Source organism: Ferrovum myxofaciens, assembly GCF_013181415.1.
Lineage (GTDB): Bacteria > Pseudomonadota > Gammaproteobacteria > Burkholderiales > Ferrovaceae > Ferrovum > Ferrovum myxofaciens.
Genome location: NZ_CP053676.1, coordinates 1,801,467 through 1,821,610, shown reverse-complemented (window position 1 = coordinate 1,821,610; position 20,144 = coordinate 1,801,467). Strand labels below are relative to the sequence as shown.

The 20,144-nt window shown below is 52.3% G+C and carries 19 protein-coding genes, 1 tRNA gene and 1 CRISPR repeat array; of the genes, 12 read left to right on the top strand and 8 right to left on the bottom strand.

What is annotated here, in order from left to right; translation table 11 throughout:
* Nucleotides 1-3: 3 nt before the first annotated feature.
* From istB to HO274_RS08810, 4 genes are all read left to right on the top strand, one after another.
* Nucleotides 4-777, top strand: a complete 774-nt coding sequence (istB, locus tag HO274_RS08825; protein WP_062188636.1) for an IS21-like element helper ATPase IstB — start codon at nucleotides 4-6, stop codon at nucleotides 775-777.
* 92 nt (nucleotides 778-869) lie between these two features.
* Nucleotides 870-1,199 carry a hypothetical protein gene (locus HO274_RS08820; RefSeq protein ID WP_197456570.1) on the top strand — a complete coding sequence of 110 codons (330 nt, stop codon included), beginning with the start codon at nucleotides 870-872 and terminating at the stop codon, nucleotides 1,197-1,199.
* Between the two features lie 363 nt (nucleotides 1,200-1,562).
* Nucleotides 1,563-2,435: a hypothetical protein gene (locus HO274_RS08815; protein ID WP_337954661.1), complete on the top strand. Its 873-nt coding sequence runs from the start codon at nucleotides 1,563-1,565 to the stop codon at nucleotides 2,433-2,435.
* A gap of 170 nt (nucleotides 2,436-2,605) precedes the next feature.
* Nucleotides 2,606-3,163 carry a hypothetical protein gene (locus HO274_RS08810; protein WP_273118875.1) on the top strand — a complete coding sequence of 186 codons (558 nt, stop codon included), beginning with the start codon at nucleotides 2,606-2,608 and terminating at the stop codon, nucleotides 3,161-3,163.
* A 47-nt stretch (nucleotides 3,164-3,210) separates the two neighbouring features.
* On the opposite strand, the gene HO274_RS08805 is transcribed toward HO274_RS08810, so the two are convergent.
* The 6 genes from HO274_RS08805 to cas6 form a co-directional block, all read right to left on the bottom strand.
* Nucleotides 3,211-4,389: a J domain-containing protein gene (locus tag HO274_RS08805; protein ID WP_273118872.1), complete on the bottom strand. Its 1,179-nt coding sequence runs from the start codon at nucleotides 4,387-4,389 to the stop codon at nucleotides 3,211-3,213.
* A gap of 266 nt (nucleotides 4,390-4,655) precedes the next feature.
* Nucleotides 4,656-5,389: direct repeats of the CRISPR family, unit length 36 nt; unit sequence GTCTTAATCCCCTTCAGGAAGTCGGGGTAATGAAAT.
* 158 nt (nucleotides 5,390-5,547) lie between these two features.
* Nucleotides 5,548-5,823: a CRISPR-associated endonuclease Cas2 gene (gene cas2, locus HO274_RS08800; RefSeq protein WP_273118870.1), complete on the bottom strand. Its 276-nt coding sequence runs from the start codon at nucleotides 5,821-5,823 to the stop codon at nucleotides 5,548-5,550.
* Nucleotides 5,823-6,101, bottom strand: a complete 279-nt coding sequence (gene cas2 / locus HO274_RS08795) for a CRISPR-associated endonuclease Cas2 (protein WP_273118867.1) — start codon at nucleotides 6,099-6,101, stop codon at nucleotides 5,823-5,825. The genes cas2 (HO274_RS08800) and cas2 (HO274_RS08795) overlap by 1 nt, the downstream gene beginning before the upstream one ends.
* A gap of 20 nt (nucleotides 6,102-6,121) precedes the next feature.
* On the bottom strand, nucleotides 6,122-8,251 hold the full coding sequence (gene cas1, locus HO274_RS08790) for a CRISPR-associated endonuclease Cas1 (RefSeq protein WP_273118865.1): 2,130 nt from the start codon (nucleotides 8,249-8,251) through the stop codon (nucleotides 6,122-6,124).
* A gap of 132 nt (nucleotides 8,252-8,383) precedes the next feature.
* Nucleotides 8,384-8,701, bottom strand: a complete 318-nt coding sequence (locus tag HO274_RS08785) for an STIV orfB116 family protein (protein WP_273118861.1) — start codon at nucleotides 8,699-8,701, stop codon at nucleotides 8,384-8,386.
* Between the two features lie 54 nt (nucleotides 8,702-8,755).
* Nucleotides 8,756-9,652, bottom strand: coding sequence for a CRISPR system precrRNA processing endoribonuclease RAMP protein Cas6 (gene cas6 / locus HO274_RS08780; RefSeq protein ID WP_273118859.1), 897 nt, complete (start codon nucleotides 9,650-9,652; stop codon nucleotides 8,756-8,758).
* Nucleotides 9,653-9,879: 227 nt separating this feature from the next.
* Here cas6 and cobO point away from each other — a divergent pair, with 227 nt between their 5' ends.
* The 6 genes from cobO to HO274_RS08750 are packed head-to-tail and all read left to right on the top strand — an operon-like array spanning nucleotide 9,880 to nucleotide 15,929.
* Complete coding sequence (cobO, locus tag HO274_RS08775) at nucleotides 9,880-10,488, top strand: cob(I)yrinic acid a,c-diamide adenosyltransferase (RefSeq protein WP_273118857.1); 609 nt, start codon at nucleotides 9,880-9,882, stop codon at nucleotides 10,486-10,488.
* A 3-nt stretch (nucleotides 10,489-10,491) separates the two neighbouring features.
* Nucleotides 10,492-11,784 carry a cobyrinic acid a,c-diamide synthase CobB gene (locus tag HO274_RS08770; protein WP_031597683.1) on the top strand — a complete coding sequence of 431 codons (1,293 nt, stop codon included), beginning with the start codon at nucleotides 10,492-10,494 and terminating at the stop codon, nucleotides 11,782-11,784.
* On the top strand, nucleotides 11,781-12,485 hold the full coding sequence (gene bluB / locus HO274_RS08765; protein WP_062187642.1) for a 5,6-dimethylbenzimidazole synthase: 705 nt from the start codon (nucleotides 11,781-11,783) through the stop codon (nucleotides 12,483-12,485). Before HO274_RS08770 ends, bluB begins: the two co-directional genes overlap by 4 nt.
* 3 nt (nucleotides 12,486-12,488) lie before the next feature.
* Nucleotides 12,489-13,424: a CobD/CbiB family cobalamin biosynthesis protein gene (locus HO274_RS08760; protein WP_031597681.1), complete on the top strand. Its 936-nt coding sequence runs from the start codon at nucleotides 12,489-12,491 to the stop codon at nucleotides 13,422-13,424.
* Nucleotides 13,417-14,427 (top strand): threonine-phosphate decarboxylase CobD, encoded by a 1,011-nt coding sequence (gene cobD, locus HO274_RS08755; RefSeq protein WP_031597680.1) that lies wholly within the window; start codon nucleotides 13,417-13,419, stop codon nucleotides 14,425-14,427. The genes HO274_RS08760 and cobD overlap by 8 nt, the downstream gene beginning before the upstream one ends.
* Nucleotides 14,424-15,929 carry a cobyric acid synthase gene (locus tag HO274_RS08750; RefSeq protein WP_031597679.1) on the top strand — a complete coding sequence of 502 codons (1,506 nt, stop codon included), beginning with the start codon at nucleotides 14,424-14,426 and terminating at the stop codon, nucleotides 15,927-15,929. The genes cobD and HO274_RS08750 overlap by 4 nt, the downstream gene beginning before the upstream one ends.
* A 12-nt stretch (nucleotides 15,930-15,941) precedes the next feature.
* Here HO274_RS08750 and HO274_RS08745 read toward each other — a convergent pair whose 3' ends face one another.
* Nucleotides 15,942-16,142 (bottom strand): YgaP family membrane protein, encoded by a 201-nt coding sequence (locus tag HO274_RS08745; RefSeq protein WP_031597678.1) that lies wholly within the window; start codon nucleotides 16,140-16,142, stop codon nucleotides 15,942-15,944.
* A gap of 198 nt (nucleotides 16,143-16,340) precedes the next feature.
* Between HO274_RS08745 and HO274_RS08740 the strand changes: the two genes are divergently transcribed.
* A complete protein-coding gene (locus tag HO274_RS08740) occupies nucleotides 16,341-19,211 on the top strand; it encodes an EAL domain-containing protein (RefSeq protein WP_273118846.1) in 2,871 nt (956 codons plus the stop codon).
* Between the two features lie 293 nt (nucleotides 19,212-19,504).
* Nucleotides 19,505-19,581, top strand: a tRNA-Arg gene (locus HO274_RS08735).
* A 203-nt stretch (nucleotides 19,582-19,784) separates the two neighbouring features.
* Here HO274_RS08735 and HO274_RS08730 read toward each other — a convergent pair.
* Nucleotides 19,785-19,994, bottom strand: coding sequence for a helix-turn-helix domain-containing protein (locus tag HO274_RS08730; protein WP_031597676.1), 210 nt, complete (start codon nucleotides 19,992-19,994; stop codon nucleotides 19,785-19,787).
* Nucleotides 19,995-20,144: the final 150 nt, after the last annotated feature.

The following is a 20,144-nucleotide window of genomic DNA, read 5'->3' as shown; positions in this document are numbered from 1 at the left end:
ATCATGATGATGCAGACTACACTGGCGCAATTGCGCACCTTGAAACTGAATGGATTGGCCACCGGCCTTGAGGAACAACTGACCCAGTCGGGCATGGCCGGCATGAGCTTTGAAGAGCGCTTGGCACTGCTGATTGACCGGGAGGTCCACTACCGGACTGACCGCAGGCTGGTCCGCTTGCTCAAACAAGCCCATCTCAAGTATCCGCAGGCCGCCATCGAGGATATCAATGTCCGTCCCAGTCGGGGGATTGACCGCAGTGTGGTCATGAGCCTGGCTCTGGGAGATTGGGTGAGTTCCGGTCATAGCATTTTGATCACCGGGGCCACCGGGTCAGGTAAATCCTGGTTGGCTTGTGCGCTGGCCCAGTATGCTTGTCGGCGTGGATTCTCTGCCACTTATCTGAGGGTCCCACGCCTGCAGGAAGAACTGCGTGTCATGCATGGCAGCGGCACCTTTGTGAAGTGGTTGATGCAACTTGCCAAAACAGATGTACTGGTATTGGACGATTGGGGAATGGGAGCCATTGACAGTGCCACTCGTTCGGATTTGCTGGAAATCATTGATGACCGTTCGGCTACCCGTGCCACCATTCTCACCAGCCAATTACCCATCGAACACTGGCATGCGTGGATCGGGGATGCCACCATTGCTGACGCCCTGCTGGATCGGGTTATGCAACGGCATCACCGTTTCACGCTGACCGGAGAATCCTTACGGAGAGGAAAAACAAAGGAGGCTCAGAGTGAGGTGTCCGGCACGGACCCTGGTGAATAAATTTGCCGGATTCGGCCCATTGAAACTCCCGGAAAAATTGAGCGGAAATAAGTCAGTCGGTCTCTGTGACTGCGTAACGAAGGGGAAATAGAATGAAGAAGGATGTGACAACTGCAGCAGAAAGGCAAGCCGCCTACCGCAAGCGTCGGTGTGAGGCGGGAGAGAATGGTGAACGCCGTATAAACCTGTGGGTATCGACCGGAGCCAGTCTGGCGGTCCAGCGATTGGCGTCCCGTTACTGCGTAACGAAGCGAGAATTGGTTGAGCGACTGGTAGTGGCAGAAGAGAAAAAGATCCTATCTGGGATAAGTAGCGATGAATTGGATGTATATCTGGAGGCAGGCGAAAGACCGTTACGCAGTAACGGACAAAAAGCCAGGGGGAAAAACATGAAAAAGGAGGAAAATATCGAGTCATCGTGACCGATCACAGTACAATATAAGCGCGTAACCCCATGACCTAACCATCGGTCACGATAACCAGAATCACCGGTCATCTTCACCAGAATACGCACCTTGGGCAGCGAGCCCACCGATGCCTTACGGGGACGAGTCAGTTGCGAAACTTTGCTCTGCTCTTCATCCAATCCCTCAACAACGCCTCAGCCACCGACTATCCTGAATGGTCCGAAGCCCAGTTATTTCCCTAATTACCTTACCCAGAAAGATGCCGACCCCGAGACGTGGAAACTCAAGAAGCCAAATGGTCAATATGTCACCTACCTGGAAACCACCAATTCATCAACTCCCACCCTGCGAGGGTACAAACGTTATCCTACCCGCCCCTTGGATCAAACCAAAGTCCAGCCTTTAGACCCGGAGCAAAAAAATAACTCCAAAGTGCAAATTCAACTCCATACCTTACCCTCAAACATACAGTTTGCAGGCCGTATTGTTTTTCACAATCTCAAAGAACTGGAACTGGGGGCTCTGCTGTGGGCACTGACCTGGGGTAACAACCAACAATTAAGGCATGGTTTGGGAATGGGAAAATCCTTTGGTTTTGGTCAGATTTCGCTGGCACTGGATTATTCCAAATGCAAGTTCTTTCCCAATGATCCAGTCAAAAACCTATCCTCTTCCTCGGAGCAGGTCGAAAGCTGGATGGACTTGTTCACTGAGCATATGAAACACGCCACCCAAAAACAAGAGGGGAAGGACTGGAATTGCACTACACAATTGCTCAATCTTTTGGCCATGGCAGATCCTGATTCGGCAACCCGGCTGCCCAAGAAAATGGAACTGCGTCACATGAGTCTGAGTAAAAAAGAATTTACGGAATCAAAAAAGGAACAGAAGGGACAGTTGGTGCTTGCCGATTATGCCATTGCCAGCGGACGATGCAAACCAGAAAACTGGCACCCCCCTCAGGGGACAGCGGTCCGTAAGGAAACGCCAAAGGTCACTCCAAACGAACAACAATGGTCCGGCGCACGGGTAACATACAACAAGAACTCCGAGGCTCTCACCGTTAAAAAAGATAATCAGGAAGCCACTGCTTCCCAACCCGAAGGCAAGAAATTGTTTAATACCTTGCCACAGGATTTACGAAAAAAGATAGAAACCAACCAGTTTGTCAAAGTAAAAGCCATCGTATCGGGGAAAATCCTGATCGGCGTTGAGCTTGATTCGCCACCAGAAAACACAAAAAAAGAATAGACACGACAGACCAGCACCGTCATGATCTCTTCCCCCAAGCATAATCGAGGAAATTTCTTAAAGGTCTCTCCCAATACCCGACAGGATGCGCAGTGCAATTTTGCAATGTCCTGTTAAAGGGCGGGCATCCCGTACACTGACCGCCTACCTTAATCCACTGAGAGATATTCATGAAAAAAATCATTATGCTGCTGTCCACTCTGATGTTCGTTTCGTTGAGCCATGCTCAGGCCACTCTGGAACTATTTGGTCAACCACTGAAGAATGCCACTCGCCCTCAACTGCGTGATGCCATCAAAAAAGCCGGGGTGCAGCCAAAACGAGAAAATGACCATTATTGGGTGGATCAATATAACCCCAGTGGCGTACTGGAAGGGGCCAGTGACTTGTCTGTGGGTTATGTCATAGCCACCAAACGCTTTGCCTTCGCGGAATACACCTTCAGTGCATTCATAGACACAGGTTTGGTAGGCAAGGTCATCAAAATGGTCAGCAACAAATATGGCCCACCCTCTTCCGAACAAGGAGATATGGACTTGGGACCCGTGAATGCACGCTGGAATCTTCCCCAAGGCATGCGCATTGACGTGAAACGAGGCTGGCCCGATACCACCACCTACCTGGATTACAAAGATACATCCACGTACCAACAAATGTCTGCAGAAATCGACGCACAAAAGAGTGCGGTGGAGAAACAGCAACAACAAAGTCAAAACCGGGCGTTCTGAACGAGGCGTAATTGAAGCCAGTGTGAATCAAGTTCCCTCACTCATGGTTACTCAAAATAATTCCTATGGGTGAGTAACTCCTTGAGCCACCGGCGCAAAATGATCGGGTCATTAAATTCTTTCAGGTCACGCCGGATCTGAAAAAGTATCCCCTTCATGTGTTCCACTTCCGCATCAAACTCCTGTTCAATCCGCTCGGGTGTCAGTGCACCAAAGTAAGGTCCCGTATCCAGGAAGGCTCGCAGTTCGCCCTGAATTTCCTGTTCCAATTCTCCGAGTTGACTGCGCAACACACGGATATAAATTTTAAGACGCTCCTCGGGCAACATCAGGATATGATCCGAGTCGATCTGTTCGATCTCCAACTGCAAATTGAGCAAAGTCAACAAGTCATTGTCCGCATAGGCTTGGTTTACCTTTTGCATGATTTCCGTCTTACGAACCCGTTCCACTGGGTCCTTCTCTCGATCCGGATGCAATGTGCTGGCCAATTTTCGATATACCTCCTTCACGGACAAACTGGCCTCCTGAACTTCCTGTTCTTTCTTGCTCAGAGAAGGCTTCTCTTCCGAATTCTGTTTTGCAGACTTGGCCGCCTTCTTTTTCTGGTGTCGCTCCGCCCGTTTTTCTTCATCGGCCTGTTTCTGCTGGTGGATTTTTTGATGGGCGAAGTGCATCAGATCCCCTTCCCCGTCGTAATCACTCAAATCCACCCCAAACAATTCCTCGAAAATAAGGCGATCCTGCTTCTCTTCCAAGGTCTGGGTTTCTTCACGACTCATGGCCGAGTATTCGTCATGAATGCCTTCCAGTTCCTGATCATCGGGGACTTCATCCAGCAAACCATTCACCAGATTCAGCAACACATGGGTCAATTTGCGCTGTTGCACCTTTCCAAGACGCAATCCTGGCGGTTTTCTTCCTTCAGGACGCAAAATATCATGAATGAACAAGACCATTTCACGCTGAGCCGAATGGATGTCTCGCTGCAGAGGGAGAATTTCATCCATCACTCGCTGACGATGACGCACCTTATACTCCTGCCACTGCCGCAAGATCTGTTTCTTCTCATCGATCTGGTGAACCAGTTTCTTGAATACCCCTTGAGACTTCCCTACAAAGGCTCTCTGAACCACTACCTCCACTACCCGTGTGGGTTGAGGTACCTCATTCGCTTCCGAAAAGAGGTCTTCGAAGGGAATGGACTGCTGGATAGATTTTTTCATGACTTTAACAGGGACAGATTAAAAATTGAGGTGAAAATTTCATCACACCCCCGGAGAATATCCAGAAACTTGAAGAAAGACACCATTTCATCAGTCTGTTCTTCGGTTCCAGGTGGTTTTCCCCACCGTTACCGCGCACGGTGACAAATTCTACTCTAAATTTCTGACAACCCTTTAATTTCACGTCACTGCTGTTATCCAAGATGGATTTACCTCCACTCCACAAGGTCACCCATGGTCCTGTCAGAATCGTACAGGAACGCTCCGTCTTAATCCCTTTCAGGAAGTCGGGGTAATGAAATGAAACGCAATGATCAACGGTGATTGGGTTGATCAGTCTTAATCCCCTTCAGGAAGTCGGGGTAATGAAATTTGCTCCGCGCAAGAAAAGGTTGAAATGTCTGACGTCTTAATCCCCTTCAGGAAGTCGGGGTAATGAAATCTGTACCGGACGAGTGTTTAGCTGAAGTGTTGGTCTTAATCCCCTTCAGGAAGTCGGGGTAATGAAATAGGTGTTCGGCAAGGCTTGGGTGTACGGCAACGCGTCTTAATCCCCTTCAGGAAGTCGGGGTAATGAAATTTGATGCGCAAGGGTTTTATATTTCATACCATCCTGAGTCTTAATCCCCTTCAGGAAGTCGGGGTAATGAAATCGTGCAAGAAAAGGTTGAGATCACTCAGACTCAGGGTCTTAATCCCCTTCAGGAAGTCGGGGTAATGAAATCAAGGAGTCTCAGGCTGCTTTCGATCTTGATCGGTCTTAATCCCCTTCAGGAAGTCGGGGTAATGAAATCGATGGGTCTGAAGGAGGCTGGGTGGCCGAAACGTCTTAATCCCCTTCAGGAAGTCGGGGTAATGAAATTTTTCTTGCTCCGTGCAAGAAAAGGAGACATCCGTCTTAATCCCCTTCAGGAAGTCGGGGTAATGAAATTTCAAAGAAATGGTAGCTTGGAAACAGGTGGAAGTCTTAATCCCCTTCAGGAAGTCGGGGTAATGAAATACTGGCTTTTTGAAGGCCCGTGGTCATTGGCTTGGCGGGAAGGTTTGCGGACGGCAACTATGCTTTTCCCCATTCGCTCAACTCAATGTGCACATTCTATGCACTATTTCCTTTAAAATCAAATGACGGACGATTCCACTGTTGTTTGTTCTAAATTGTTAAAGAATGATGGTGGCAGGATCTTCTGGGGGCAACCCCTTGCCGTGAATGACGATGTCGTCATAATCCCGTCCACACAGGGTGTAGTATCGCACTCGATCTACTTCGTGATCAATCAATTTGGCAACTTGAGTCTTGAGGATTCCAAAACGCCGGTGGTCCACATAACATTCATATACACTGCCTTGCACCCGGAACCCGTACCCTTCGATGGCATGCATAACTCTCAGGCGTCGATGGTCATCGAATATATCGTAGCAAATAACGACCAACATCAAATGATCCAGTCAATAGGTAAACCAGGGCGACGCCCGCGTCCTTCAAAAGCGACCCGTTCCTCGCACCAAGTGCAGAGAGGATAAGCACGCAAACTGTCCGAACCCTCATTGATGAGTGCTACCATCCGTTGCCATAGGGCATCAAATTGACGGGCCTGTAAAGTACATTCAAAGACAGTGAAATTGACTTTCTCACCAAAACCATAGAGCAACTTTTCCATTTCTCGGCGAGCATGGTCATCGGTAATGTCATAACAAATCATCCACAGGCGCATGAATATTTTCCAATATTGGCTCAACGCAGGATAAAAGGTTCATAAACAGTTTCTTCTCCCAACATGATGCGAGCATAGTGATACACCTGATACTGAATGGCGCGGTGATAATCCATGCGCCGTTGAATGCGTGGATGCAGGATGGCACTTCGAAACTTGGTTTGAAGAAGGGTCAAGTATTTTCTACGGGCATTGTCCTCCATGCGACAAGGGTAGCCATCCTGGTCATCCTCGACAAAGTCCTGAGGTTTGAGTATGCCGTCCAATAGTGCATACAGGGCAACAGTATCGACGATGGGCGCACGGAATTCTTCCACCAGATCCGAAACCAGAGCAGGATGCCCTGAACGCAAAGCATGCAACGCCCCCAGATAAGGGTTGAGTCCACGTCGATTAACCAATGTCATGACCGTGCTGAACAAGATGCCATAGCCATAGGAAATCAGGAGGTTGAAGGGATCGGCTGGGGGTCTGCGATTCCGGCCGGTAAAGTTCCATTCTGCGGGAAGCAGAGTTTTTAGAGCCGTAAAATAGACATGTGCCCCCTGACCTTCCGTGCCCCTCACCTGATCAAGAGTCAGAGTGGTGGGTAAACGTCTCATCAGATCGCCCAGTTGATTATCAGTTTCCTTCAGTATCTCAAGTTGTCGACGCCGATTATAACGGCGCAAGAGAACACGGGTATTGTGCAGTTTTCCTTGTACATAAGCGCGCGCCAACATCAATTTGACCGCGCCATCTTCATCGCGCAGAAACTGGGCACGGTGCAGGTCGGCATGATTATGACGGAAGGTATCCAGAGCACCCACACAGGTGCCGCGATGGTCCGCAAAAAACACTTCCACCCCAGCCCCGGCGGCATGACGCAGGACGGCCGAACTTATCATCTGATTACCCTGCAAAACGATCTGATCCAACAGATTGAAAGGCACAGTTTCCACGACAACTCCGCGCTTTCCGATTAAAAGTCGATCATTCTCTTTCTGCAGATATAATCCCTGTCCCGTCAAAATAAGGGTGCGAACTTGAGGGTCCAGAGGCGCTTCCACCACAGCCCATTCACCCTCCGGTTCTTCATCACTTTCCACGGGCAAGGTTCGACGGGTTATTGTCCGACCATTATTCGTGTTGTCTTTTGAGGGTCGGATTTCTTTTCCTCCTTCCACCTCTTGAGTATCAGACTTTTGAGTTGTATTTTCTTGATCCGGTTGATCTTTGAAATGTCTGTGCTGGAAAGCACGATCATGGGCTTCATGACCGGGATAGTGGTCAGGAATCACCCAAGGTTCCGCTCCTGGGGTAACAGGATTGAGTAGGTTGCGGATAAAGTCTACGCCCAGAAAACGAAATCCCTCGTTAAAATGAGTAATCCTGGTTTTGTCTGGTTGCAACTCCAACTTGAGTTGCTTCATGACCTCTGTGGTCAGTTCAAGGGCATTTTCGGCTTCTTGGCGTTCACGACACAGAATCAGAAAGTCATCAGCAAAGCGTACCAGTCGGTACTGATGACCCATAAGATTCTCATCAAAATCATCCAGATACAGATTGGCCAGCAAAGGAGAGATGGGTGATCCCTGAGGAACCCCTTTTTCCAGCAGGTAAGGTGACCCAGAAAGTGGCTGGATTACTGCCGCCAACCATAACTCAATAAGCGGGAAGACACTATAATCTGCCACTGTACGTTTCAGTTTGGCGCGCAAAACCGAGTGATCAATGTTGTCAAAAAAAGAGGTGATGTCTGCATCCACAACCCACTGGAAACCCTGATCACGCAGACGCGTCACCGTAACTACTGCCATTTTTACCGAATGCCCCTGGCGATAGGCAAAACTGGCCGTTTCCAACTGTGCATCGATCAGTGGTGTCAAAACTTGTGCCGCCGCCGTTTGAAGAATGCGGTCGCGCACAACAGGAATGCATAGCCTACGCATCCTGCCGTCCTTCTTGGGGATATGTATTTCGAGGAGTGGGTAGGGCTGATAGTGATGCGACTCCACGTCAGAACGCAGAGTAATGAGTCGGCCAAAAAGTTTCTCTCCAAACTGTCCAAGAGTCACTCCGTCCACCCCCGCACTTCCCTGATTCTGGCGCACTCGTTCCCAAGAACTAAACAATACATCATCACTCAGGACGGAGGCCAGCAGGGACAAGAGAATTCTCCTTACCAGTGGAAATTATAGCAACAACCAAGGGCCAAGTATCTCATTGACCACGGTTTCAAATCAATGGGATATTAAGCCACTTACAAAGTATATCGGGAGGCTTTCAGATCAGGAAAAGACTTACTCCAGTCGAACCAACAGAGATAACTCCCAGGACATTTGATCAAGTGCTGCTTCATCCAGAATGACACTTTCAGGCAAACGCTGGTGCAGGTGCAATACCAGAGCCCGATCTCCACATGAGAGATTGACTGTCGTACGGTTGGTGGGAATATCCATCCCCAGATGAGTTGTCAGAAAACGTGCTGATGCTTCATGGCCAATAGCCGACACAAAGCCAGTTCTCAGCAGTTCGCGGGCCTCAGCACGACTCACGGGACCGGTGAAACGCCAAAGCCCGTAGGCCGTAAGAACAGGAGAGTTGAGCAAATAGATCATCGGTCACCACCGAAGATTTCAGAATAAGTTCCATGCCAAATCCAGCAAGCCATCTCATTGATTAGAAATCCGAGATGGAGATTGTACGCCTTCATTCAACCTAGCCCAATGGCTACGATAAGCCCCAAACCCGAAACTTGTGCGCCCTCCCAATTGAAGAAATCCACCCAGTTGTAACAAACCCAGAAATGGTGACAGTAATCCCGCATAATCCAGTGTCCCCACCCATCCGGAAAATACCATCTGTTGCCCTGTTCTTCCAGAGCGCCGTTGTACCCGTTCCGGGGTAAGGTCAACACCAATAAGTTCTATAGTTGCCGCCAGTGTCTGCCATTGCACTGCCTGCTCCTCTGCATAAGGAAGGCCAGAACCAATGGCATGAGCCAATTGACTGATTCGCCCTAATAGCCTTCGCACAATCAGGTCGAAATGGGGAGCACGATCAATAGGTCGGTTATCTTCCTTGAGAAGGAGGGGAGTATAAAATTCCAGTCGAAGGAATGAAAGATCCTCACGCCCAGTTTCTTCTCCCGTAAATAGTTCATCTGCTGACCATGCATTGGGCCAGCCTAGAATACCTTCTCCGTGACGATAATATAAAAACCGCTCCTCGTTTGTCGCCACGGCGTGAGCAGTCTCAACGACGAAAAGGTACCTGCCCCTGGACAAACCCTGTGTTCCTAAATGGATCAACGCCTGAGTCAACACCACAGCGTATTCGGCAATCTCACCCATCAGGGTAAGACGCAAACAGGGAAACTGGTACGTTGGCGGAATCAATGCATAACCACGCGCCTGATTGGAAGAAATCGCGTAAAGCAGATCAAAGACGCGGGGAAAATCTTGCTTCAGTATTCGGCCCAATCCCCCATGCCACAGATTGAACCGATCATCTTCGGGAAACATGCCGGTCAGCGTCAATTCCAGCACCACACAACTCAATACTTTCAAATCGCTACCTCACTCTATTCCTTTCTTACACGTGCGAATATGTTCCACATAACACCAGACTGTCAAGGACAGACTTTTGTGTTAAGGTACGCGCCGCAGTGTAACCTGTGGCCCTGCGGGGGTAATGTGATAGTCTGCCCATTGAACTGTTTGAAGAATAATTTCCCTGACTCATCTGAGTCCCATGGTTCGTGTCGCATGATGTTGTCTATTATGGGGGGGTTTCAATGAGTGAAGAAAATGAACATTCCCAGCGTCATAGGTCACGGATGATCCGTAAAAAGGCTGTGGTGGACGCCGCCATTGCGCGCGCCAGTGAACAGCGGGGGGTGTTTCTGGTCCTGACCGGGAATGGCAAGGGCAAATCCAGTTCGGCTTTCGGAATGGTCGCCCGGGCGCTAGGCCACGGCATGACAGTGTCCGTATTCCAGTTCATCAAGGGAAAGGGCGACACGGGTGAGCAGACCTTCTTTCAGCGTCAGGCCAACCTTCAATGGGAACAATGCGGAGAGGGCTTTACCTGGGAAACCCAGAGTCGGGAACGGGATATTGCCGCAGCTCAAGCAGGTTGGGACAAGGCACGCGCAGCCCTGAGCGACCCAGCCATCCATCTGGTAATTCTGGACGAAATGACTTACCTGTTCAAGTATGGGTATCTGTCGCTGGAAGAAGTCCTGTCCGTCATTGCTTCCCGGCCCGCCCATCAACATGTAGTGGTAACGGGGCGCGCGGCCCCCGATGCCTTGTGTGCGGCTGCAGACACGGTCAGCGAAATTGCCGATGTGAAGCATGCCTTTCGTGCGGGCATCATGGCGCAACCGGGAATCGACCTCTAGGCCATGACCCGCGCCCTGTTCATTGCCGCACCTGCCTCGGGACAAGGAAAAACCCTGATCACCGCCGCCCTGGCCTGGCACCACCACCAAGAAGGGCAACGGGTTCGCGTATTCAAGACCGGTCCGGATTTTTTGGACCCGATGATTTTAAGTGAGGCCAGCGGACATCCCGTGCTCAACCTCGACCTCTTCATGATGGGTAAGGAAGCATGCCGTCAGCAGGTGTCAGAAGCCGCCCAGGATGCCGACCTGATTCTGGTGGAGGGTGTCATGGGTCTGTTCGATGGCATTCCTTCCTCGGCAGATCTCGCCGCACTCCTCGGGCTTCCTGTATTGATGATCATGGATGCCTCGGCCATGGCCCAGACTTTTGGTGCTCTGGCCCTGGGTTTGAAGAACTATGATGCGCGTCTCAACTTTGCCGGAGTGTTGGCCAACCGCGTGGGTAGTCTCCACCACGCCCAGTTGCTGGCTTCCAGTTTACCCACCTCCCTCGCCTGGCAGGGTTCCATTGCACGCGATCCTGCCCTGACCTTGCCGGAACGCCACCTTGGGCTGGTACAAGCCGCCGAAGTGCCCGACCTGAAGGCACGCCTTACCCATGCAGCCCAAGCTCTCCCCGAAACCTTGCGCTGCTTCCACAAGTTACCTTCCATAACCTTCCCGGCCCCCACCCCTTCGGCACCTCCCGAGCGTTGGCTGGAGGGCCTGCGCATTGCTATCGCCCAAGATCGCGCCTTTTCGTTCCTGTATCCCGCCAACCTCTCTCTGCTTCGTACCCTGGGCGCGCAGTTATCCTTTTTTTCCCCGCTGCAAGGAGAGCTCCTGCCCTCCTGCGATGCACTGTGGTTACCTGGCGGATATCCGGAATTACATCTGAAGTCTCTCGCTGCACATTCCCACTGCATGGCCACCATCCGTCAACACCATGAAGCCGGCAAACCCATCCTGGCGGAGTGCGGTGGCATGACCTACCTGGCACAACGGCTGACCTCGAAAGAAGGGGACTGTGCCGATCTGGTGGGCCTCATTCCAGGCGAAGCCACTGTTCAACCCCGCCTGGTCGCCCTGGGTCTACAATCCTTGCAGACCCCTCAGGGAGAATTGCGCGGCCATACTTTTCATTACTCTCGCTTCGAGACAACGTTACTTCCCACCTCGCATGCTCAGAATGCCAGAAACGAGGAAGGGGAAGCGGTGTACTGCACAAAGGGTCTGACAGCCACCTATCTGCACAGTTATTTTCCTTCCAATCCCCGTGCGGCTGCGCAATTTTTTCTGGGAAAAGCCCTATGACTTCCGTCTCGCCACCCTGTGAAGATACCCTTCTGCCCCACGCCTATACGCCGACCGAACGGGAAGCGCTCTGGCGTACCTTGCGCGAACGTCGCGATATGCGTCATTTTTTGCCCGATCCTTTGCCTGCCGGGTTACTCGAACGTCTGGTGGAGGCCGCCCACCTCGCCCCTTCCGTGGGCTATATGCAACCCTGGCGTTTCATTCGTATCACGGACCCTGCCCAACGTCAGAACATCCGGCGGTTGGTGGAAGCGGAACGTCTGGCCACGGCTCAAGTCTTGCCCTCTCGCACCGATGATTTTCTGAAAGTGAAGGTAGAGGGTCTGGGGGAATGCGCCGAGGTTTTGGCAGTCGTGTTGATGCCCGAACGAGAACGACATCTGTTTGGACGCCGTACCCTGCCCGACATGGACCTTGCCTCCGTGGGATGCGCCATCCAGAACATGTGGCTGGCCGCCCGTGCAGAAGGCATTGGCCTGGGCTGGGTCTCTTTCTTCGATCCGAAGGACCTCGCCCAACTCCTGGCATTGCCCCCGGGTGCCCGTCCCGTCGCCCTGTTATGCATTGGTCAGGTCAACGAATTCTATGCGCGCCCCTTGCTGGAAAGCACGGGCTGGGGACAACGCCTGCGCCTCGATGAGGTTCTCTTCGAAAATTACTGGCCCGCCGGTGTGGGGGGAACCCCTCCCGCGTATTGAGCCATGATGCCTGATCTTCTGAGTCACCCCTCCTCCCTGATGGCAGGTGCCCTCATCCTGGATGGTCTGCTGGGTGAGCCGAAACATTGGCATCCTTTGGTGGGGTTTGGCCATTGGGCGGCGTGGGTGGAACGCCACAGTTATGCACCCAGCCGTCTGCGGGGCGTTCTCGCCTTGGTCATGACCCTTGCACCGCCCGTGGGAACCAGTGTGATCTTGGGTCATCTCGCCCATGGATGGGGCACAGCCTTCTCCCTTTGGGCACTCTACTTTGCCCTTGGATTACGCAGCCTGCACGATCATGTGCGCCCCATTTACCAGGCCCTCGACCGTCAGGACGACAAGGCGGCGCGACGAGCCACCGCAGCCATCGTCAGCCGGGATGAAGCCACTCTGGCGATTCTTCCGGCCACCTGTGAGTCAGTCCTGGAAAATGGGAACGACGGGGTCTTCGGAGCCCTGTTCTGGTTCTGGGTGGGCGGAGCCCCCGGTGTGATTCTTTACCGACTGGCCAACACTCTGGATGCCACCTGGGGCTACAAGTCGGCGCGTTATCTTCACTTTGGCTGGGCCGCCGCCCGTTTCGATGACATCCTAAACTGGGTGCCGGCCCGTCTCACCGCATTGACCTACGCCTTGTTGGGAGAATTCCCTCAGGCTCTTGCCTGTTGGCATCAACAAGCCCCCCTTTGGGATAGTCCCAATGCGGGGCCGGTCATGGCTGCCGGTGCGGGTTCCTTGAACATCCGATTGGGAGGACGAGCCCAATATGGGGGGGTATGGCATGAACGGCCTCGGTTAGGCTGCGGACACACGCCACAACGCAACGATATCGACCGCACCTTGAATCTCGTACGCCACGGTGCCCTCCTCTGGATCCTCGTGGCCGTGTCCGTAACCTGGATGCCCGCACTTTGGCACCTGTTCACCCATGCTTGAACATGGCGGAAATCTGACTCTGGCCGTTCAACGCTTCGGACGCCCCGCCGGTCGCTGGCTCGATCTGTCCACCGGGATCAACCCCCACGCCTGGCCCATCCCTTCCATTCCCGCCGAATTGTGGCACTGTCTGCCAAACATGGACGACGACCTGAAAAAAGTTGCCTGCCATTATTTTGGGTTCCCTCAAGTATTACCCGTAGCAGGCACCCAAGCCGCCTTGCAAATGCTGCCCACCCTGCGTCCCTACAGTCGCGTTGCCATACAGCCCCTCACCTATGCCGAACATGCGGCCTGCTGGGCCAGACAGGGTCATGAGGTCATTCCCTGGAGTGCAGGGCAGGATTTATCGTCTATCGATGTTCTGGTGGTGGTCAATCCCAATAATCCCACCGGGGAAGTGACCCCGCTGCACAAGTTATGGGCCTGGCATGCGGAACTTGCGGCGCGCGGGGGCTGGCTGATCGTAGATGAAGCCTTCATGGATGCCACGCCAACGGATAGCCTACTCTCCACGCTTCCAAGATTCGCGCAAAAGGCACTGCCACCGGGTTTGATCGTGCTGCGCGGATTGGGCAAATTTTTTGGTCTGGCAGGTGCCCGTGTCGGTTTTGTCGGCGCCTCTCCCTCTTTTCTTGAAGATCTGGAAGACGCCCTGGGTCCTTGGACGATTTCCGCTCCTTCCCGATGGTTAGCCATCCAGGCTTTGCGCGATATTTCATGGCAAGAATCCATGCGGCACAAACTGATCAGAGAAAGTGAGCGCTTACACGAATTACTGGTTCACAGTCAGTTCCCCCCCCAGGGGGGCACTCCACTGTTCCAGTGGGTCATGGCCTCCCAGGCACAACGCCTGCAGGATCATCTGGCCCACCAAGGCATCTGGGTGCGAAACTTCCCGAAAAATTACGGGATACGCTTCGGACTGCCTGGAAACGAGTTGGCTTGGCAGCATCTGGCCAAGGGACTTTCAAGTTTCAAATTCGGAACCGGAATGTCATGACACGCGCGCGCTCTCTGATGATTCAAGGCACCACCTCCGATGCGGGCAAAAGTACGGTCGTCGCCGCACTGGGACGCTGGCTGAAACGTCAGGGTATCTCCGTAGCCCCCTTCAAACCCCAGAATATGGCTCTCAACAGCGCCGTCACAGCGGCAGGGGGTGAAATCGGCAGGGCTCAGGAACTTCAGGCTATCGCCTGTGGCATCCCTTCCCATGTCGACATGAATCCCGTTCTGCTCAAACCCGTCACCGATCAGGGGGCACAAGTCATCGTATTGGGAAAAGTGGCTGCTCACTTAAAAGCCGGTGCCTATCAGAACTACAAGGCCGAACTTCTCCCCATCGTAGTGGCCGCGCATGAACGTCTTGCACAACAACATCAAGTGGTGCTGGTGGAAGGTGCGGGATCTCCTGCGGAAATCAACCTCAGGGAAAACGACATCGCGAATATGGGGTTTGCAGAAGCCGTGGATTGCCCTGTCCTGCTGGTGGCCGACATTGACCGGGGTGGAGTCTTTGCTCACCTGATCGGAACCCTGGCGCTCCTTGCACCAGCGGAGCGGGCACGAGTAAAAGGCTTCATCATCAATCGCTTCCGCGGCGACCTGACCCTTTTGAAACCCGGTCTGGACTGGCTGGAACGGGAAACGGGATTACCCGTCCTGGGGGTCCTCCCTTACCTGACCGATCTTTTTCTGGACGCAGAGGATGCCTTGCCGAAGGCAGATCGTCCCCCGGTCTCCGGAGGACACATCGTTGTCCCCGCCTTCCCGCGCATTTCCAATGCCACAGATTTTGACGCATTGCGTCTGCTTCCGGATTTGAATCTGCATTTCATCGGAGCGGGGCAATCCTTTCCTGCATCAGATCTGATCTGCCTGCCCGGTTCCAAAGCCGTAGCCTCGGATCTGGACTGGTTCCGTGCCCAGGGTTGGGAATCGAAACTGCATCAACATCTGCGCTATGGAGGCAAAGTCATCGGAATCTGTGGGGGCCTTCAGATGCTGGGGAAGATCCTTCATGATCCTCTGGGATTGGAAGGAAGCGCAGGGTCCAGTGCCGGGTTGGGTCTGCTGGACCTGGAAACCACCCTGGGTCCCCATAAAATTCTCCGTCACCGGACTGGGTACTGCACTTGGGCACCCGCGGTTCCCGTGGAAGGATACGAAATTCACGCGGGCATCAGTCACGGTCCAGCGTTAAAACGGCCCGCTTTTCTTCTGAGCCAAAACGATCCCACAGAGTCAGATCCCCCGTCAAATTTTTCGCAACGTGAAGGAGAAGGAACCCTGAGTGAGGACGATCAACTCCTCGGAACTTACCTGCATGGACTGTTCGACCACCCCGAGACACGAGGGACACTTTTGAACTGGGCAGGATTAACATCTTCGAAAACCGCACCCAGTCGCCAAGAAAGACGTCACAGCGATCTGGAACGCCTCGCCGACCTGATCGCTGCTCACTGCGATACGAACCGCCTCAACGCCCTGCTTGGAATGTGAGAATCCCTCGATTCAAGATTTGGTGCGACAGGTCTTGATCCCGAAGGGAAGATAGGCCGGACACCAGCCTATGGCCCCCGTCAGGAGCGGAACCACCCCAATCCATCCCCACACACCCACCGTATGCGTGGCGGCCAGGCCGATCAACACCAGCCCCACCACAATCCGTAACACCCGATCCATTCCACCGACATTGCGATTGCAATTGCACATGATACCTCCCCTTACAGCAGTCCACTATACACCCATGGTGGGTGGGATCCCGTCCCGGCAGTAAAGTTCCTCTGTGCGATCATTCAAAATTTCCCCCAATGTTCGAGGAATGACCGGATCGTATAATTGGTACTCTCCAAGACAATATTCTGCTCGCAAGGGTATACTGGACGGGAGGGAAGGAGTTTGTTACCTATCATGAATAATCGGTCACTCAATGCTTCGGAAGGCGTGGAACGGGGGCGCGGCCCTGGCACCGGAAAACTTTTTACCGAAACCATTCTGGACTTGGCTGCACCGCTGATTCTGGTCATCGATCAAGAAGGATTGATCGTGCGCTTCAACCATGCGGCCGAACAATTCACAGGTTATCCGTTTGAAGAGGTCCGCCGGGAACCCTTTTTCTGGGCACGTTTTACTGAAACAGAAGATCATGCCGCTGTCCGCGCTCGGTTTTTTGAATCCTTGACCATCCCCGATACACAGCAGTTTATTCTTCCCTGGGTCAGTCGTCAGGGCCTGATCCGCTGGTTCGAATGGAACAATACCGTCATCCGGGATGAGTGGGGTAATTTTTTTCTGGTTACCATCGGCAACGACATCACTGCCCAACGGGAAGCACAGGTACGGATGCAGGAGAATGAACGACGCCTTCTCGACATCCTCAACGTCAGTCCCATTGCCGTGCGCATTGCGATCAATCAAGGGCGGCAAGTCGTTTTCCATAATCCCAGTTATGCCCGGCTGATTCATAATCCCGCCGCCATGGGCGATGACCCTCAACGCTACTATGAATGCCCCGAAGAGTACGAAAACATTCTGGAAGAATTGGTGCAGGGGCATAACGTCCTGAATCGGGAAATCAGGTTGCAGATTCCAGGCAAGGATCAGGTCACCGTGTTTGCGTCTTACATGCCTATCCAGTTTCATGACCAGGATGCCGTGCTGGGCTGGTTCTATGACATTTCCGAACTCAAGAATTTCACCACTCAGTTGGCGCACCGGGAGAAAGAGTTCCGTCGCCTCATCGAGTACCTCCCTTACGGTATTCTGATTCATCAGGAGGGCAAAGTGTGCCTTGCCAACCAGAAGGCGGTACAACAGTTCAATGCAGCCTCGGCGCAAGAATTGCTGGAACTCCCTGTGCTCGATCTGGTTCACCCCGACTATCGAGATATCGTCATGAAGCGAGCAACTGCAACCCTCGAAAAGGGGACCAATAATCCGGTCATCGAAGAAAAATTGCTCTGCCGTGATGGGACCCCCTTTGATGCGGAAGTTGCCAACCTTGCGGTCACCTTCAATGGCCGCCCAGGCTCTCTCGTCGTATTCAATGACATCACCGAGCGCAAACGCGTCGAAACCCAACTGCGGATCAATGCCAATGTCTTCAACACCAGTCTGGATGGCATTCTCATTACCGATCCCCAGAACCGCATCCTAGATGTCAATCCTTCCTTCACCACCATTACAGGGTACTCTCGGGATGAAGTGCTGGGGCACACGCCCAGTTTCCTGAAATCGGGAAAACAGGACGAGCAGTTTTACCAGAACCTTTGGTCAACGCTTCATGAAAAAGGAAATTGGCGTGGAGAACTGTGGAACCGTAAGAAGTCCGGAGAAATCTATGCAGAACTCCTGTCCATCTCACTGATCCGGGATGCACAGGGACGGGTACTTCACCACGTAGGAGTATTTACCGACATCACCAATTTCAAGAACCATGAAAGGGAACTGGAACGCATCGCACATTATGATCCTCTGACGGGTTTGCCCAATCGGGTATTGCTGGCCGACCGCATGCAACAGACTTTGGCCTTGTCGTCCCGCTCTCAACGTCTGTTGGTGGTGGGTTATCTGGATCTGGACGGCTTCAAACAGATCAACGATTCTCTCGGTCATGAGATTGGTGATCAGGTTCTGATCGAGATGGCGCAGCGCATGAAAAATCTCCTGCGGGAAGGGGATACGGTTGCGCGCCTGGGCGGAGACGAGTTTGTTCTGCTACTGACCGGTTACCGGGAGGCTCAGGAATCCCTGGCCACCCTGCAGCGCTTATTGAGCCAGTTGGCGCTTCCGGTCACCCTGAATGACACGCCTCCCGTCACCCTCAGCGCCAGTCTGGGCATTACGGTCTACCCCCTCGACCCCAGTGACCCTGATACCCTGTTGCGCCACGCCGATCAAGCCATGTACAGCGCCAAACAGTCAGGCAAAAATCAGATTCAGATCTATGACCCTGAAATGGATGCCTTGCTGCGCCAGCAACAGGAGTTTCGTAAACGATTCCAGCATGCACTGGAGAATGAGGAATTGTTTCTTCTCTATCAACCCAAGGTGGATCTGTCCGGCGGACAACTACTGGGGGTGGAAGCCCTGATTCGCTGGAATCATCCCGAACGTGGAGTGCTTTCCCCTCAGGAATTTCTCCCGTACATCAGTCAAACCCATCTGGATAGCCAAGTGGGCGAATGGGTCATCGCCCAGGCCTTCACCCAACTGTGTCAATGGCAAGCACAGGGACGCGAAATCCCCATCAGCATCAACATTTCACCCCATCATCTGGAACGTCCCAATTTTATCCATCATCTGACGAATCAGGTGTTGGCTCATTCCCGTATTCCCCCTCGTCTTCTGAATCTGGAAATTCTGGAAACGCTTTCTCTGGACAATATTCAGGAAGTGGGCGAAATCATCCACTCCTGTCGTGATCTGGGTATTGGTGTCGCACTGGATGACTTTGGCACGGGGTATTCCTCCCTGGCCTATCTGAGGCAGTTACCTGTGAGCGAACTGAAGATCGACCAAAGTTTTGTGCGCGACATGGTTTCCAGTGCTACGGATCGTGCCATCATCCAGAGCATTCTTTCCCTGGCCAGCGCCTTTGATTGCCAAACCGTGGCGGAAGGCATCGAAAACCCTTCACAATACCGATTACTTCTCGAATTGGGCTGCCAAGCCGGACAAGGCTATCATGTTGCCTACCCCATGAAGGCCGATGAACTGATTCATTGGAAACCTAAGTTTTTTCAGCCAGACAGACAAGTAAGTTCCTCTCCCGAATATTAAAAAATCCCCAATTTTTTCACCGTAAATGGTAGAATGATGGAATCACTGTTTAAAATCAGTGTGTTCTAGTTGATCACATCACGCGCTCGTAGCTCAGTTGGATAGAGTATCGGTTTCCGAAGCCAAAGGTCATTCGAGGTTTATGAGTATAAGTCGCATTTGTACGCCCGTGACCATGTTTTCCTATTGCTTTCTGGTTGTTTTCATGCGCCTCATGGCGTTCAACTGGAGTTGTGGTACAATCATAAAAATAACTGTTTAACATCAGTATGTTCCAGTTTATTCCAGAACATGCGCTCGTAGCTCAGTTGGATAGAGCGTTGGTTTCCGAAGCCAAAGGCCACAGGTTCGATTCCTGTCGAGCGCGCCAAAACTGACTTTAGGTCAGGTGACCAAAGGTCATGTCCAAACGCAAAATTTCTTCCGTGACCATCCGGTGACCAAACGGTGACTATGCCGTGACTATGTCGAAATATGAGCGACCCGGAACCCTACCATTTTGACCTAAAGCCACCGTGACCATGGAGAACGAATCTCAGGCGCCAGAGTCGCCGATTCCGCCTTCGTTGGGGCTTATTGATCTTCGGAGATAAATTCCAAGAGGTCGCCCACCTTGCATTGAAACAACCGACACAAGGCGTCAATCGTTTCCATATCCACTCGGGTAGCCGTTTCGTTGTAAAGAAGGGTAATTGAATTCCGGTGTAGCCCTGTTTGTCGTGCCACATCCGAAATCTTTAATTTCCGTTCACCCATCAAACGTGACAGATGACATCTGATCATTTTTTCTCCCTCCGTAAAATATTTTCATCCTAAACGACAAATATTCTTGCAATATGTCATTTTTCGATGTATTATGTCACTTAGGATGACATTAGTTAACCCACGATGCCATTCTAACATCCAAACTTAACTTATTTTTCGGAGAACACC